The sequence below is a fragment of the Pseudomonas sp. GD03858 genome, assembly GCF_029840925.1.
Lineage (GTDB): Bacteria > Pseudomonadota > Gammaproteobacteria > Pseudomonadales > Pseudomonadaceae > Aquipseudomonas.
This window is the reverse complement of record NZ_JAOCDM010000064.1, coordinates 1-14,622: the sequence shown is the minus strand read 5'-3', so window position 1 is coordinate 14,622 and position 14,622 is coordinate 1. Positions and strand designations below refer to the sequence as shown.

10 protein-coding genes are annotated in these 14,622 nt (G+C 64.6%); 8 read left to right on the top strand and 2 right to left on the bottom strand.

The window, feature by feature from the left end:
• Positions 1-3 precede the first annotated feature (3 nt).
• The 8 genes from aroK to creD all read left to right on the top strand — a co-directional run bounded on the left by aroK (position 4) and on the right by creD (position 13,098).
• Positions 4-522: a shikimate kinase AroK gene (gene aroK / locus N5D48_RS16620; protein ID WP_279886243.1), complete on the top strand. Its 519-nt coding sequence runs from the start codon at positions 4-6 to the stop codon at positions 520-522.
• A gap of 96 nt (positions 523-618) precedes the next feature.
• Positions 619-1,716 carry a 3-dehydroquinate synthase gene (gene aroB, locus N5D48_RS16615; RefSeq protein WP_279886241.1) on the top strand — a complete coding sequence of 366 codons (1,098 nt, stop codon included), beginning with the start codon at positions 619-621 and terminating at the stop codon, positions 1,714-1,716.
• 15 nt (positions 1,717-1,731) lie between these two features.
• Complete coding sequence (locus N5D48_RS16610; RefSeq protein WP_279886238.1) at positions 1,732-3,333, top strand: AAA family ATPase; 1,602 nt, start codon at positions 1,732-1,734, stop codon at positions 3,331-3,333.
• A 374-nt stretch (positions 3,334-3,707) separates the two neighbouring features.
• Complete coding sequence (gene gltB / locus N5D48_RS16605; protein WP_279886236.1) at positions 3,708-8,153, top strand: glutamate synthase large subunit; 4,446 nt, start codon at positions 3,708-3,710, stop codon at positions 8,151-8,153.
• A 122-nt stretch (positions 8,154-8,275) separates the two neighbouring features.
• A complete protein-coding gene (locus tag N5D48_RS16600) occupies positions 8,276-9,694 on the top strand; it encodes an FAD-dependent oxidoreductase (protein ID WP_279886233.1) in 1,419 nt (472 codons plus the stop codon).
• A 252-nt stretch (positions 9,695-9,946) separates the two neighbouring features.
• The gene (hemE, locus tag N5D48_RS16595; RefSeq protein ID WP_279886231.1) at positions 9,947-11,011 is read left to right on the top strand and encodes a uroporphyrinogen decarboxylase; all 1,065 of its coding nucleotides are present in this window, start codon (positions 9,947-9,949) and stop codon (positions 11,009-11,011) included.
• A 285-nt stretch (positions 11,012-11,296) separates the two neighbouring features.
• A complete protein-coding gene (locus N5D48_RS16590; protein ID WP_279886229.1) occupies positions 11,297-11,644 on the top strand; it encodes a NirD/YgiW/YdeI family stress tolerance protein in 348 nt (115 codons plus the stop codon).
• 125 nt (positions 11,645-11,769) lie between these two features.
• Positions 11,770-13,098, top strand: coding sequence for a cell envelope integrity protein CreD (gene creD, locus N5D48_RS16585; RefSeq protein WP_279886227.1), 1,329 nt, complete (start codon positions 11,770-11,772; stop codon positions 13,096-13,098).
• Positions 13,099-13,288: 190 nt separating this feature from the next.
• Here creD and N5D48_RS16580 read toward each other — a convergent pair whose 3' ends face one another.
• Both N5D48_RS16580 and msrA read right to left on the bottom strand, forming a co-directional pair.
• Positions 13,289-13,903, bottom strand: coding sequence for a glutathione S-transferase (locus N5D48_RS16580; RefSeq protein ID WP_279886225.1), 615 nt, complete (start codon positions 13,901-13,903; stop codon positions 13,289-13,291).
• Positions 13,904-13,906: 3 nt separating this feature from the next.
• The gene (gene msrA / locus N5D48_RS16575; protein ID WP_279886221.1) at positions 13,907-14,575 is read right to left on the bottom strand and encodes a peptide-methionine (S)-S-oxide reductase MsrA; all 669 of its coding nucleotides are present in this window, start codon (positions 14,573-14,575) and stop codon (positions 13,907-13,909) included.
• Positions 14,576-14,622: the final 47 nt, after the last annotated feature.

Sequence of the window (14,622 nt, the reverse complement as noted above, 5' to 3'; positions counted from 1 at the left end):
TCTGTGCGAAATTTGATACTTGTGGGGCCCATGGGCGCTGGAAAAAGCACCATCGGGCGCCTGTTGGCCAAAGAGCTGCGCCTGCTGTTCAAGGATTCCGACAAGGAAATCGAACTGCGAACCGGCGCCAACATCCCGTGGATCTTCGACAAGGAAGGCGAGCCGGGCTTTCGTGATCGCGAGCAGGCGATGATCGTCGAACTCTGCGCGCTCGATGGCGTGGTCCTGGCCACCGGTGGCGGCGCGGTGATGCGCGATGCCAACCGTGCCGCACTGCATGCCGGCGGGCGGGTCATCTACCTGCATGCCTCGGTGGAGCAGCAGGTGGGGCGCACCTCGCGTGATCGCAACCGACCGTTGCTGCGCACCGCCAACCCGGAAGCCACGCTGCGTGCCCTGCTGGAGACGCGCGACCCGCTCTATCGCGAGATCGCCGACCTGGTGGTGGAAACCGACGAGCGGCCACCGCGCATGGTGGTGCTGGACATCCTGGAGCGCCTGCAGAAGTTGCCGCCCCGCTGAGCGGGGTCTATCCTCGGCGACCAACGCCGAGACGGGGCTGAACGTCACCGCGCGGGGGCCGCATCGCCGCCGCGTCCAAGCACATTGTGGGGATACATGCAGACATTAAAGGTCGACCTGGGCGAACGTAGCTACCCGATCTACATTGGCGAAGGCCTGCTGGACCAGCCCGAACTGCTGGCGCCGCACATCGCCGGGCGGCAGGTTGCCATCGTTTCCAACGAGACCGTCGCGCCCCTGTACCTCGAACGCCTGAGCAAGACCCTGGGCGCCTACTCGGTGCTGCCGGTGGTGTTGCCTGACGGCGAGGCCTACAAGAACTGGGAAACCCTGCAGCTGATCTTCGATGCCCTGCTCACCGCCCGCCATGATCGCCGTACCACGGTGGTCGCCCTGGGGGGCGGTGTGATCGGCGACATGGCCGGTTTTGCCGCGGCCTGCTACCAGCGCGGGGTCGACTTCATCCAGGTGCCGACCACGCTGCTGTCCCAGGTGGACTCTTCGGTGGGCGGCAAGACCGGCATCAACCATCCATTGGGCAAGAACATGGTCGGTGCCTTCTATCAGCCCAACGCGGTGCTGATCGATACCACCAGCCTCAAGACCCTGCCCGAACGCGAGCTGTCCGCGGGTCTGGCCGAAGTCATCAAGTACGGCCTGATCTGCGACGAGCCGTTCCTGGGCTGGCTCGAAGACAACATGCAGGCGCTGCGGGCCCTGGACTCTGTCGCCCTGACCGAAGCCATCCGCCGCTCCTGCGCGGCCAAGGCCGCCGTGGTCGGTGCCGACGAGCGCGAGTCGGGCGTGCGCGCCACGCTCAACCTTGGCCATACCTTCGGCCATGCCATCGAGACCCACATGGGTTATGGCGTCTGGCTGCACGGCGAAGCCGTGGCCGCGGGCACGGTCATGGCCCTGGAAATGTCCATGCGCCTGGGCTGGATCGACCAGCCGGCGCGTGACCGCGCAATTCGCCTGCTGCAGGACGCAGGACTGCCGGTGGTGCCACCACAGGAAATGACCCCGGCGCATTTCATGGAGCACATGGCGGTCGACAAGAAAGTGCTCGACGGGCGCCTGCGCCTGGTGCTGCTGCGCCAGCTGGGCGAGGCCGTCGTCACCGACGACTATTCGACAGAGATTCTTCAGGCCACGTTGGCGGCGGATTACCGCGCGATCGTGGCCCAGCTTTGAGGTTGTGACAACGCGATGACCAGTCTGCATGCCGATGAGGCGTTTCTCGATCATTACCAGCTGAGCCACGATCCGTTCGCCCCACGGGTGCCCGGCTTCAAGTTCTTCCCCGCCCAGCGCAAGCCGGTGCTCGGTCAGTTGCACCACCTGGCGCGCTACAGTCAGCTGATGCTGGCGGTCACAGGGCCTGTTGGCAGCGGCAAGACCTTGCTGCGCCAGGCGCTGGTGGCCAGCACCAACAAGCAGTCGGTGCAAAGCGTGGTGGTGTCCGCTCGCGGCGCCAGCGACGCTGCCAGCGTGCTCGGGCAGGTGGCGCAGTCGCTGAACGTGGCGCAAGCGGAGGTGCAGGCAATCCTGTCGCAGGTGGTGCAGCTGGCGCTGACCGGTCAGGAAGTCTATCTGCTGGTGGATGATGCGGAACAACTCGACGAGTCGGCACTCCAAGCGTTGCTGGAGTTGGCGGCAGGCGTGGCCGAAGGGCGCCCGCATGTATTCCTGTTCGGCGAGCCTTCGCTGATCGCCGGGCTGGAGGAGCTCAATGCCGATGGCGAGCGATTCCACGTCATCGAGCTGGCCCCGTACAGCGAGGAGGAAACCCGCGAATACCTGGAGCAGCGTCTGGACGGTGCCGGTCGGGGTATCGAGGTGTTCACTGCCGAGCAGATCGTCGACATCCACGAAAACTCCGACGGTTGGCCTGGGAACATCAACCAGGTCGCCCGCGACACCTTGATCGAAGCCATGATCGCCAGCCGTACCACGGTCAAGCGACCATCCATGGGGTTCAAAATGCCTAAGAAACACGTGCTCGCGTTGTCCGCTGTGGTCGTGGTCGCCGTTGGCGCGGCGGTCCTGATGCCGAAGAAAGGCGACAAGGCGCCGACCGACGCGCCTGCCGCCCAGGCCCAGCTGCCACTGGGGCAAGGCGCCAATCCTGCCATAGAGTTCTCCGGCTCCTCGCAGCCGATGCCGTTGCCGCTGGTTGGCCAGTCGCAGCCCGTGATGCGCGAGCCGCTGGCTCAGGCCGCCGGCATGGGTGAAGGGGAAGAGGGTGGGCCGGCCGGCACTACCGCCTTGCAGCCCTCGGCGCCTTCGGCTGCCGTACCGCCTACCGTGACCACCATCGCGCCGCCAGCAGGCGCGACCGCCAGCCCGGCACCGGCTCCGGCCCAACCGGTCACCAGCGCGCCTGTCCAGCCGGTTGCACCTGCGCCGAAGCCGGTTGCAACCCAGCCGGCGAAGCCGGTTGCGCCCGCCAAGCCCGCGCCTGCGCCGACCCAAGTCGCCAGCGTCAAGCCTGCGGCGAAGCCGGCAGCCGGTGGCGCAGGCAACAGCAGTTGGTATGCCGGCCAGAAACCGGGCAACTATGTGGTGCAGATCTTCGGCACCAGCTCCGAGGCGTCGGCCCAGTCGTTCGTCAAGGCCCAGGGTGGCGACTATCGCTACTTCAAGAAAAACCTGCAGGGCAAGCCGCTGTACGTCGTCACCTACGGCAACTTCGCCAACCGCGACGCCGCCGCTGCGGCAATCAAGAACTTGCCAGCCAAGGTCCAGGCTGGTAAACCTTGGCCACGTACCGTCGGCAGCGTCCAACAAGAGCTGGCCACGGCCCGCTGATACCTTCCGGGCGGCACCACCCCGCCGCCCAGTTGCTGAGCGAATCCTGATTCACGACTAGCCTGCTGCGCCCAAAGCGCGGCAGGCTTTTCTGTCCCAGACTGCCGGCCACAAGCCCTCCCTTGCAGTCCTGGCTGAAACGCTTCAGACTCGAGCCAAGTCGCTACCACGACTCATGGCGAAAAACATTCAAAATTGCGACATAAATTTTCAATGGTGAGACATGAAAATTTGTGGGCGTCGCTGTCGCTGTGCAACAATGGTTTTCCATGGCCACCGCAAAAAAGCTGGCGTTTGATCGGCGTGGATGGTAAGTGGTTGTTAAAAAAGAGATTTGCCTCCGGTTGAGAGGTGAACCTGGTGAGAAAGTGTCTATGAAAACAGGTCTGTACCATCCCGAAGAATTCAAGGACAACTGTGGTTTCGGCCTGATCGCCCACATGACGGGCGAGCCGAGTCACCACCTTCTGCAAACCGCCATGCAGGCACTGACCTGCATGACCCACCGCGGCGGCATCAACGCCGACGGCAAGACCGGCGACGGTTGCGGTCTGTTGATGCAGAAGCCTGATCGATTCCTGCGTGCCGTGGCCCAGGAGCACTTCGCCGTCGAGCTGCCCAAGCAGTACGCCGTCGGCATGGTGTTCTTCAACCAGGACCCGGTCAAAGCCGAAGCCGCCCGCGCCAACATGGACCGCGAGATCGTCAACGCCGGTCTCAAGCTGGTCGGCTGGCGCAAAGTGCCGATCGACACCAGCGTGCTGGGCCGCCTGGCCCTGGAGCGCCTGCCGCAGATCGAGCAGGTGTTCATCGGTGGTGAAGGCCTGAGCGACCAGGAATTCGCCATCAAGCTGTTCAGTGCCCGCCGCCGTTCGTCCGTGGCCAACGCCCACGACGCCGACCACTACATCTGCAGTTTTTCGCACAAGACCATCATCTACAAAGGTCTGATGATGCCGCGCGATCTCGCGGCGTTCTATCCAGACCTGGGTGACGAGCGCCTGCAGACCGCGATCTGCGTGTTCCACCAGCGTTTCTCCACCAACACCCTGCCGAAGTGGCCGCTGGCCCAGCCCTTCCGATTTCTCGCCCACAACGGCGAGATCAACACCATCACCGGCAACCGCAACTGGGCCATGGCCCGTCGCACCAAGTTCGCCAACGACCAGATTCCCGACCTCGAAGAGCTCGGCCCGCTGGTCAACCGTGTCGGCTCCGACTCCTCGAGCATGGACAACATGCTCGAGCTGATGGTCACCGGCGGCATCGACCTGTTCCGCGGCGTGCGCATGCTGGTACCGCCAGCCTGGCAGAACGTCGAGACCATGGACGCCGACCTGCGCGCCTTCTACGAATACAACTCCATGCACATGGAGCCGTGGGACGGCCCGGCCGGCATCGTCATGACCGAAGGCCGCCACGCGGTGTGCCTGCTCGATCGCAACGGCCTGCGCCCGGCGCGCTGGGTGACGACCACCAACGGCTACATCACCATCGCCTCGGAAATCGGCGTATGGGGCTACCAGCCGGAGGAAGTCCTGGCCAAGGGCCGCGTGGGTCCGGGCCAGATCCTCGCCGTCGACACCGAGACCGGCCAGATCCTCGACACCGACGCCATCGACAACCGCCTGAAGTCGCGCCACCCCTACAAGCGCTGGCTGCGTCAGCACGCCACGCGCATCCAGGCGACCCTGAGCGACGACCAGGGCGTGGCCAGCTACGACGCCGACCAGCTCAAGCAGTACATGAAGATGTTCCAGGTCACCTTCGAGGAGCGTGACCAGGTGCTGCGCCCGCTCGGCGAGCAGGGCCAGGAAGCGGTCGGCTCGATGGGCGACGACACGCCGATGGCCGTGCTGTCCCAGCGTGTGCGCTCGCCGTACGACTTCTTCCGCCAGCAGTTCGCCCAGGTGACCAACCCGCCGATCGACCCGCTGCGCGAAGCGATCGTCATGTCCCTGGAAATCTGCCTGGGCGCCGAACGCAACATTTTCCAGGAGTCTCCCGAGCATGCCTCGCGGGTGATCCTCAGCTCGCCGGTCATCTCGCCCGCCAAGTGGCGTTCGCTGATGAACCTGGAGCGCGAAGGCTTCGACCGCCAGCTGATCGACCTCAACTATGAAGAGAGCGTCGGCCTGGAAGCGGCCATCCGCAACATCGCCGACCAGGCCGAGGAGGCCGTGCGCGGCGGCAAGACCCAGCTGGTGCTGAGCGACCGCTACATCGCCCCTGGCAAGCTGCCGGTGCATGCCTCGCTGGCCGTCGGCGCGGTACACCACCGCCTGACCGAACAGGGCCTGCGCTGCGACAGCAACATCCTGGTCGAGACCGCCACCGCCCGTGACCCGCACCACTTCGCCGTGCTGCTGGGCTTCGGCGCCTCGGCCGTCTATCCGTACCTGGCCTATGAAGTGCTGGCCGACCTGATCCGCACCGGCGAAGTGCTGGGCGATCTGGACGAAGTCTTCAAGTACTACCGCAAGGGCATTTCCAAGGGCCTGCTGAAGATCCTGTCGAAGATGGGCATCTCCACCATCGCCTCGTACCGTGGCGCCCAGCTGTTCGAAGCCGTGGGCCTGGCCGAGGAAGTGGTCGGCCTGAGCTTCAAGGGTGTGTCCAGCCGCATCAAGGGCGCGCGCTTCGTCGACCTCGAAAGCGACCAGAAGCTGCTGGCCGGCGAAGCCTGGAGCGCGCGCAAGCCGATCCAGCAGGGCGGCCTGCTCAAGTTCGTCCACGGTGGCGAATACCACGCCTACAACCCGGACGTGGTCAACACCCTGCAGGCCGCCGTGCAGCAGGGTGACTACGCCAAGTTCAAGGAATACACCACGCTGGTCGACCAGCGTCCGGTGTCGATGATCCGCGACCTGCTCAAGGTCAAGGTCGCCGAACAGCCGCTGGCGCTGGAGCAGGTCGAGCCGCTGGAGGATATCCTCAAGCGCTTCGACTCCGCCGGTATCTCCCTGGGCGCACTGTCGCCAGAGGCTCACGAAGCCCTGGCCGAGGCCATGAACCGCCTGGGCGCGCGCTCCAACTCCGGCGAGGGCGGCGAAGACCCGGCCCGCTACGGCACCATCAAGAGCTCGAAGATCAAGCAGGTGGCCACTGGCCGCTTCGGCGTCACCCCGGAATACCTGGTCAACGCCGAAGTGCTGCAGATCAAGGTGGCCCAGGGCGCCAAGCCTGGCGAGGGCGGCCAGCTGCCGGGCGGCAAGGTCAACGGTTTGATCGCCAAGCTGCGCTATGCGGTGCCGGGCGTGACCCTGATCTCGCCGCCACCGCACCATGACATCTACTCGATCGAAGACCTGGCCCAGCTGATCTACGACCTCAAGCAGGTCAACCCGCAGGCGCTGGTGTCGGTCAAGCTGGTCGCCGAGGCCGGCGTCGGCACCATTGCCGCTGGCGTGGCCAAGGCCTATGCCGACCTGATCACCATCTCCGGCTACGACGGCGGCACCGGCGCTTCGCCGCTGACCTCGATCAAGTATGCCGGCGCTCCATGGGAACTGGGCCTGGCCGAAACCCACCAGACCCTGCGCGGCAACGACCTGCGCGGCAAGGTGCGGGTACAGACCGACGGCGGCCTGAAAACGGGCCTGGACGTGATCAAGGCGGCGATTCTCGGCGCCGAGAGCTTCGGCTTCGGCACCGCGCCGATGATCGCCCTGGGCTGCAAGTACCTGCGCATCTGCCATCTGAACAACTGCGCCACCGGCGTCGCCACCCAGAACGACAAGCTGCGCAAGGATCACTACATCGGCACCGTCGACATGGTGATCAACTTCTTCACCTTCGTCGCCGAAGAGACCCGCGAATGGCTGGCCAAGCTGGGCGTGCGCAGCCTGGGCGAGCTGATCGGCCGTACCGACCTGCTCGACATGCTGCCGGGCGACACCGAGCGCCAGGGCCATCTGGACCTGTCGCCGCTGCTGGGCAGCTCGCATATCCCGGCGGACAAGCCGCAGTTCTGCGAAGTGGACAAGAACCCGCCGTTCGACAAGGGCGAGCTGGCCGAGAAGATGGTCGCCATGGCCCTGCCGGCGATCCGCGACCAGGCCGGTGGCGAGTTCAGCCTCGACATCTGCAACTGCGACCGCTCCATCGGTGCGCGCATCTCCGGCGAAATCGCCAGGCTGCACGGCAACCAGGGCATGGCGGCCAGCCCGATCACCTTCCGCTTCAAGGGCACCGCGGGCCAGAGCTTCGGCGTGTGGAACGCCGGTGGCCTGCACCTGCACCTGGAAGGCGACGCCAACGACTACGTCGGCAAGGGCATGACCGGTGGCAAGCTGACCATCGTGCCACCTGCCGGCAGCCCGTTCGAAACCCAGCACAGCGCCATCGTCGGCAACACCTGCCTGTACGGTGCCACCGGCGGCAAGCTGTTCGCCGCCGGCACCGCGGGCGAGCGCTTCGCTGTGCGTAACTCCGGCGCCCACGCTGTGGTCGAGGGCACCGGCGATCACTGCTGTGAATACATGACCGGCGGCTTTGTCTGCGTCCTGGGCAAGACCGGTTACAACTTCGGTTCCGGCATGACGGGTGGTTTCGCCTACGTGCTCGACATGGACAACACCTTCGTCGACAAACTCAACCACGAGCTGGTGGAAATCCAGCGCATCAGTGGTGAGGCGATGGAGGCCTACCGCAGCCACCTGGCGCGGGTCCTGGGCGAATACGTGGAAGAGACCGGCAGCGAGTGGGGGCGTGAGCTCTCGGAGAACCTGGACGACTACGTGCGGCGCTTCTGGTTGGTCAAGCCGAAGGCGGCCAACCTCAAGCAACTGCTGTCCAGCACCCGCGCCAACCCGCAGTAAAAGCAGCTGCAAGTGGCAAGCCTCAAGCTGCAAGTAGAAGCAGTTCGAGGTTTGCCCGGCTTAAGTGATCGTCTTGCGGCTTGCAGCTTGTAGCTTGCAGCTGCTGTTAAGAGGTTTGAAAAATGGCTGAACGTCTGAGCAACGACTTCCAGTTCATCGAAGTGGGCCGCAAGGACCCGAAGAAAAAGCTGCTGCGCCAGCGCAAGAAAGAGTTCGTCGAGATCTACGAGCCCTTCAAACCACAGCAATCCGTGGAGCAGGCGCATCGCTGCCTGGGCTGCGGCAACCCGTATTGCGAGTGGAAGTGCCCGGTGCACAACTTCATCCCCAACTGGCTGAAGCTGGTCTCCGAAGGCAACATCCTGGCCGCGGCGGAACTGTCACACCAGACCAACACCCTGCCGGAAGTGTGCGGTCGCGTGTGCCCGCAGGACCGCCTGTGCGAAGGTGCCTGCACCTTGAACGACGGCTTTGGCGCGGTGACCATCGGCTCGGTGGAGAAGTACATCACCGACACCGCCTTCGCCATGGGCTGGCGCCCGGACATGTCCAAGGTCAAGCCGACCGGCAAGCGCGTCGCCATCATCGGCGCCGGCCCCGCCGGCCTGGGCTGCGCCGACGTGCTGGTGCGTGCCGGCGTGACGCCGGTGGTGTTCGACAAGAACCCGGAAATCGGCGGCTTGCTGACCTTCGGCATCCCGGAGTTCAAGTTGGAAAAGACCGTGCTGAGCAATCGCCGCGAAGTCTTCACCGGCATGGGCATCGAGTTCCGCCTGAACACCGAGGTGGGCAAGGACATCAGCATGGAACAGCTGATCGCCGAGTACGACGCGGTGTTCATGGGCATGGGCACCTACACCTACATGAAGGGCGGCTTCCCCGGCGAAGACCTGCCGGGCGTGCACGACGCGCTGGACTTCCTGATCGCCAACGTCAACCGCAACCTCGGTTTCGAGAAGTCGCCGGAAGATTTCGTCGACATGCAGGGCAAGAAGGTCGTGGTGCTCGGGGGTGGCGACACCGCGATGGACTGCAACCGCACCTCGATTCGTCAGGGCGCCAAGTCGGTGACCTGCGCCTATCGTCGCGACGAGGCGAACATGCCGGGTTCGCGCAAAGAGGTGAAGAACGCCAAGGAAGAAGGCGTGAAGTTCCTCTACAACCGCCAGCCCATCGCCATCGTCGGCGAGGACAAGGTCGAGGGCGTGAAGGTGGTCGAGACCCGTCTCGGCGAACCGGATGCCCGTGGCCGCCGCAGCCCCGAGCCGATTCCAGGCTCCGAGGAGATCCTGCCGGCCGATGCCGTGGTGATCGCCTTCGGCTTCCGCCCGAGCCCGGCGCCGTGGTTCGAGCAGCATGGCATTCAGCTGGACAGCCAGGGCCGCGTGGTGGCACCGGAGAAGGGCAAGTTCAAGCACCAGACCAGCAACCCGAAAGTGTTTGCCGGTGGCGACATGGTGCGGGGGTCGGACTTGGTGGTGACGGCTATTTTCGAGGGGCGCACGGCTGCCGAGGGAATCCTGGACTACCTCGAGGTCTGATCAACCGTTGGGGCTGCTTCGCAGCCCTTTCGCGACACAAGGCCGCTCCTACAGGGAATCGCGTTACCTCTGTAGGAGCGGCCTTGTGTCGCGAAAGGGCCGCAAAGCGGCCCCAAGTCCTGTCAGGCTACATACTTTTTGTATACAAAAATGCTTGATCCAAGGCATCCGATAGACAAAACGAATGGCCATGGCCGTGCCTTTTGTGCCCGCGTCTGAGAAAATGCCCGCACTTTTTTTCCGGATGCCGACATGACTGCCCTGAAGAACGATCGTTTCCTGCGTGCACTGCTCAAGCAACCCGTAGACGTCACCCCGGTGTGGATGATGCGCCAGGCCGGCCGCTACCTGCCGGAGTACCGCGCCAGCCGCGCCAAGGCCGGCGACTTCATGAGCCTGTGCATGAACCCGCAGTTCGCCTGCGAGGTCACCCTGCAGCCGCTGGACCGCTACCCGCTGGACGCGGCGATTCTCTTCTCGGACATCCTCACCATCCCCGACGCCATGGGCCAGGGCCTGTACTTCGAGACCGGCGAAGGCCCACGTTTCAAGAAGGTCATCAGCACCCTGGCGGACATCGAGGCGCTGCCGATCCCCGACCCGCAAAAAGACCTGGGCTACGTGATGGACGCGGTCAGCACCATCCGCCGCGAGCTTAATGGCCGCGTGCCATTGATCGGCTTCTCCGGCAGCCCATGGACCCTGGCCACCTACATGGTCGAGGGCGGTTCGTCCAAGGACTTCCGCAAGACCAAGGCCATGGCCTACGACAACCCCGAAGCCCTGCACCTGTTGCTGGACAAGCTGGCCCAGTCGGTCACCAGCTATCTCAATGGCCAGATCCTGGCCGGCGCCCAGGCCGTGCAGATCTTCGATACCTGGGGCGGCAACCTGTCGGCGGCGGCCTACCAGGAGTTCTCCCTGGCCTACATGCGCAAGATCGTCAGCGGGCTGATCCGCGAGCACGACGGGCGCAAGGTGCCGGTGATCCTGTTCACCAAGAACGGTGGTCTGTGGCTGGAAAGCATCGCCGAGGCCGGCGCCGATGCCCTGGGCCTGGACTGGACCTGCGAGATTGGCGACGCCCGTCGCCGCGTGGGCGACAAGGTGGCGCTGCAGGGCAACATGGACCCGACCGTGCTGTACGCCAAGCCTGAGGCCATCCGCAAGGAAGTCGCGCGCATCCTGGCCAGCTACGGCAAGGGCAGCGGCCATGTGTTCAACCTGGGGCACGGCATCACCCCCGAGGTCGACCCGGAGCACGCCGGCGTGTTCATCAACGCCGTGCATGAGCTGTCGGCGCAGTATCACCAGTAAGCGCCAGGCCTGTCGCGGGGCACGTGGGAGCAACTGTCTTGCTCAGACTCCTCGACCTGGCGCCGATCTCTGTGGGAGCGGGCTTGCCCCGCGAACACCGCCGAGGCCGGTGCCAGATTGCGCGTTGCTTGCTTCGCGGGTAAATCCGTTCCCACAGGCACTGCGCAGTGCCTGGGACAACGAGGATCCTGTGCGGGGCTTGCCCCGCGATTTTTTGCATTAAGCTTCAATTCAGCGATCGTCGGTAATCTGGCCCTATCGAAACCCAAACAGGACCCGATCACCATGAAAGCCCGTTACCTGCCCCTGATCCTCGCCCCGCTGTTCAGCACCGCCGCCCTGGCTGCCGGCTACACCGGTCCCGGCGCCCAGGCCGTGACCACCGTCGCCGCCGCCAACGATGCCGCCGACGATACGCCGGTGGTGCTGCAGGGCTACGTGACCAAGAAGATCAACAACGACGACAAGTACGAGTTCAAGGACAGCACCGGCACCATCACCGTCGAGATCGACGATGAAGACCTGCCGCCCACGCCCTTCAACGACAAGACCAAGGTCAAGCTGACCGGCGAGGTGGAGAAGCACCTGATGAGCCGCGAAGTGGATGTCGATATCGTCGAAATCATCAACTGACCTGATCGCCACTTGCCCCGCCTGCGCGGGGCAAGCGCCATTCTCCACACAATCTCCACATTCCCTCCCCATCGGCTCCACATGGCCGGCAGACACTGCCGCCATCGCAAACGGAGCCCTACCTGATGAACAAGACCCTTGGTTTCAAGCTCGGCCTGATCGCCGTGCTGATCCTGTTGTTGCTGATTCCCCTGCTGATGATCGGTGGCCTGATCGACGAACGGCAGGGCCTGCGTGATGACGTGCTGCGCGATATCGCCCAGAGTTCGAGCTTCGACCAGCAGCTCAGCGGCCCGTTGCTGGTGGTGCCATACCGCAAGTTCGAGCGGCGTTGGATCGACAAGGACGGCGAGCGTGTCCAGGAGACGAGCACCCTTAGCGGCAACCTGTACTTCCTCCCGGAGACCTTCGACGCCGACATCGCCGTGGATACCGAACTGCGCTCGCGCGGCATCTACCAGGCTCGGCTGTTCCATGCCAAGAGTCGAATCAGCGGGCGCTTCAAGGTCCCCGAGCGCTGGGGTATCGACAAGGACTACGATGACTACCGCTTCGACAAGCCGTACCTGGTGGTGGGCATCAGTGATATTCGCGGTATCGAGAACGGCCTCGAACTGAGCTTTGACGAGCAGCGTCTTCCGTTCGAGGCGGGAACCGGCCTGGACTGGCTGCGCGGCGGGGTGCATGTCGGCCTGCCTCAGCTCGACGGCCAGCAGGCCCGTGAGTTCAGCTACGCGTTCGACCTGGCCTTGCAGGGCACCGGCCAGCTGCATGTGCTGCCGGTGGGGCGTAGCAGTGCGGTGGACATGCGTGCCAACTGGCCGCACCCAAGCTTCATCGGCAGCTACCTGCCAAGCCGCCACGCCATCGATGACAAGGGCTTCAGTGCCCACTGGCAGACCTCGTTCTTCGCCACCAACCTGGAGGACGCCCTGCGCCAGTGCGTGAGCAAGCAACAATGCGCGGACTTCACCGGCCCGACCTTCGGTGTCAGCTTCATCGATCCGGTGGACCAGTACCTCAAGAGCGAGCGGGCGATCAAGTATGCGCTGCTGTTCATTGCCCTGACCTTTGCCGGCTTCTTCCTGTTCGAGGTGCTCAAGAGCCTCAGCGTGCACCCGGTGCAGTACATCCTGGTGGGCGTGGCCCTGGCGTTCTTCTACCTGCTCTTGCTGTCGCTGTCCGAGCACCTGGGCTTTGGCCTGGCGTATGGGTTGTCGGCGGCGGCCTGTGTACTGCTGATCGGCTTCTATCTCACCCATGTGCTGAACAGCCTGGGGCGTGGCGTGGGCTTTGCGGCAGGGCTGGCGGCGTTGTACGCGCTGCTCTATGGGTTGCTGAGCGCCGAGGACTACGCGCTGCTGATGGGCTCGCTGCTGTGCTTCGGGCTGCTTGGCGTGTTCATGGTGCTGACCCGGCGGCTGGACTGGTCGCGGGTGGGGAGGGGGGCATGAGGGAGGACTGAGAGATCGGGCGGTGGTTGGCTGTGAGGATTGGTCTGTTGTTTCCTGTGGTACCGAGGTGAATTCTGGGGCTGCTCTGCAGCCCTTTCGCGACGCAAGGCCGCTCCTACAGACGATCGCGAAATCCTGTAGGAGCAGCCTTGTGTCGCGAAACGAGGGCGAAGCCCTCGCTGGCGGAGTCTCAGGCTAACGGAGCTGTAGCCACCATCGACGGCCGCTGGCTCACCTCTGCATACCACGCCGCCAGGCCCGGACACTGCCCACGCCAATCGAACTCAGGCTGGCGCAGATCCAGATACCCCAACGCACAGGCCACGCCGATCGAGGCGATATCGAACCCGGAGATTATTTGCGCCAGGTGCTCGCGCTCGAAATTGGCCAGGCCGCGGCGAATCTTCTCGCCCTGCGCGTTCACCCAGCCCTCCCATTGCTTGTCTGCCGGGCGCAGGAAGGTCTCGTAGCGCGTGGCCACCGCCGCATCCATGATTGCGTCGGCCTGCGAGGCCAGGGTCAGGCGCCGCCAGCGTGCCGAGCCTTCCCGAGGGATCAAGGGCAGGCCGACGTGCTGGGTGTCGAGGTACTCGCAAATCACCCGGCTGTCGTGCAGCACGCTGCCGTCGTCCAGACGCAGGGCCGGGATCTTGCCGATCGGGTTGTCCTGATTGAGCTGCTCGTCGCCGCTCACCGGGCTGATGTTCACGCCCTGCAGCGTCACGCGGTCCACCTGGCCGGTCTCGTGCAGCACGATCATCACCTTGCGCACGAACGGCGACAGCGGCGAATGGAACAGGATCATGGCTCAGTTGCCTTGCAGGCTGGGTGGCAGGCAGACGCCGGTGCCGCCGATACCGCAGTAGCCGTCCGGGTTCTTGGCCAGGTACTGCTGGTGGTAGGCCTCGGCGAAATAGACGGTTGGCGCCTGCTCGATCTCGGTGGTGATCTCGCCGAAGCCGGCCTTGCTCAGCTCGGCCTGGAACGCGTCGCGGCTGGCCTTGGCCTCTTCGAGCTGCTGCGGCGAGGTGCAGTAGATCGCCGAGCGGTACTGGGTGCCGATGTCGTTGCCCTGGCGCATGCCCTGGGTCGGGTTGTGCAGCTCCCAGAACATTGTCAGCAGCTCGCGATAGCTGACCCGGTTCTTGTCGAACACCACCAGCACCACTTCGGTGTGGCCGGTCAGGCCCGAGCAGACTTCTTCATAGGTGGGGTTGGGGGTGAAGCCGCCGGCGTAGCCGACCACGGTGCTGACCACGCCTTCGCGCTGCCAGAAGCGGCGCTCGGCGCCCCAGAAGCAGCCCAGGGCGAAGATGGCGAAATCGATATCGCCTTCGAAGAACGGGCCGAGCAATGGCGTGCCTTCGAACACGTAGTGGAACTCAGGCAGGGCCATCGGGGTTTCGCGGCCAGGCAGGGCCTGCTCCGCGGTGGGCATGACGTTTTTGTTCACCAGGATTTCCGAACGCAGGACCATGGCCGTTCCTCTATTTGATGTTCAACAACCTGGGGCCGCTTTGCGGC

What these genes read in the sequence shown, in the direction of transcription:
- aroB (WP_279886241.1), top strand. Translation starts at nt 619, where the DNA reads ATGCAGACATTAAAGGTCGACCTGGGCGAACGTAGCTACCCGATCTAC.
- N5D48_RS16610 (WP_279886238.1), top strand. Translation starts at nt 1,732, where the DNA reads ATGACCAGTCTGCATGCCGATGAGGCGTTTCTCGATCATTACCAGCTG.
- gltB (WP_279886236.1), top strand. Translation starts at nt 3,708, where the DNA reads ATGAAAACAGGTCTGTACCATCCCGAAGAATTCAAGGACAACTGTGGT.
- N5D48_RS16600 (WP_279886233.1), top strand. Translation starts at nt 8,276, where the DNA reads ATGGCTGAACGTCTGAGCAACGACTTCCAGTTCATCGAAGTGGGCCGC.
- hemE (WP_279886231.1), top strand. Translation starts at nt 9,947, where the DNA reads ATGACTGCCCTGAAGAACGATCGTTTCCTGCGTGCACTGCTCAAGCAA.
- N5D48_RS16590 (WP_279886229.1), top strand. Translation starts at nt 11,297, where the DNA reads ATGAAAGCCCGTTACCTGCCCCTGATCCTCGCCCCGCTGTTCAGCACC.
- creD (WP_279886227.1), top strand. Translation starts at nt 11,770, where the DNA reads ATGAACAAGACCCTTGGTTTCAAGCTCGGCCTGATCGCCGTGCTGATC.
- N5D48_RS16580 (WP_279886225.1), bottom strand. Translation starts at nt 13,903, where the DNA reads ATGATCCTGTTCCATTCGCCGCTGTCGCCGTTCGTGCGCAAGGTGATG.
- msrA (WP_279886221.1), bottom strand. Translation starts at nt 14,575, where the DNA reads ATGGTCCTGCGTTCGGAAATCCTGGTGAACAAAAACGTCATGCCCACC.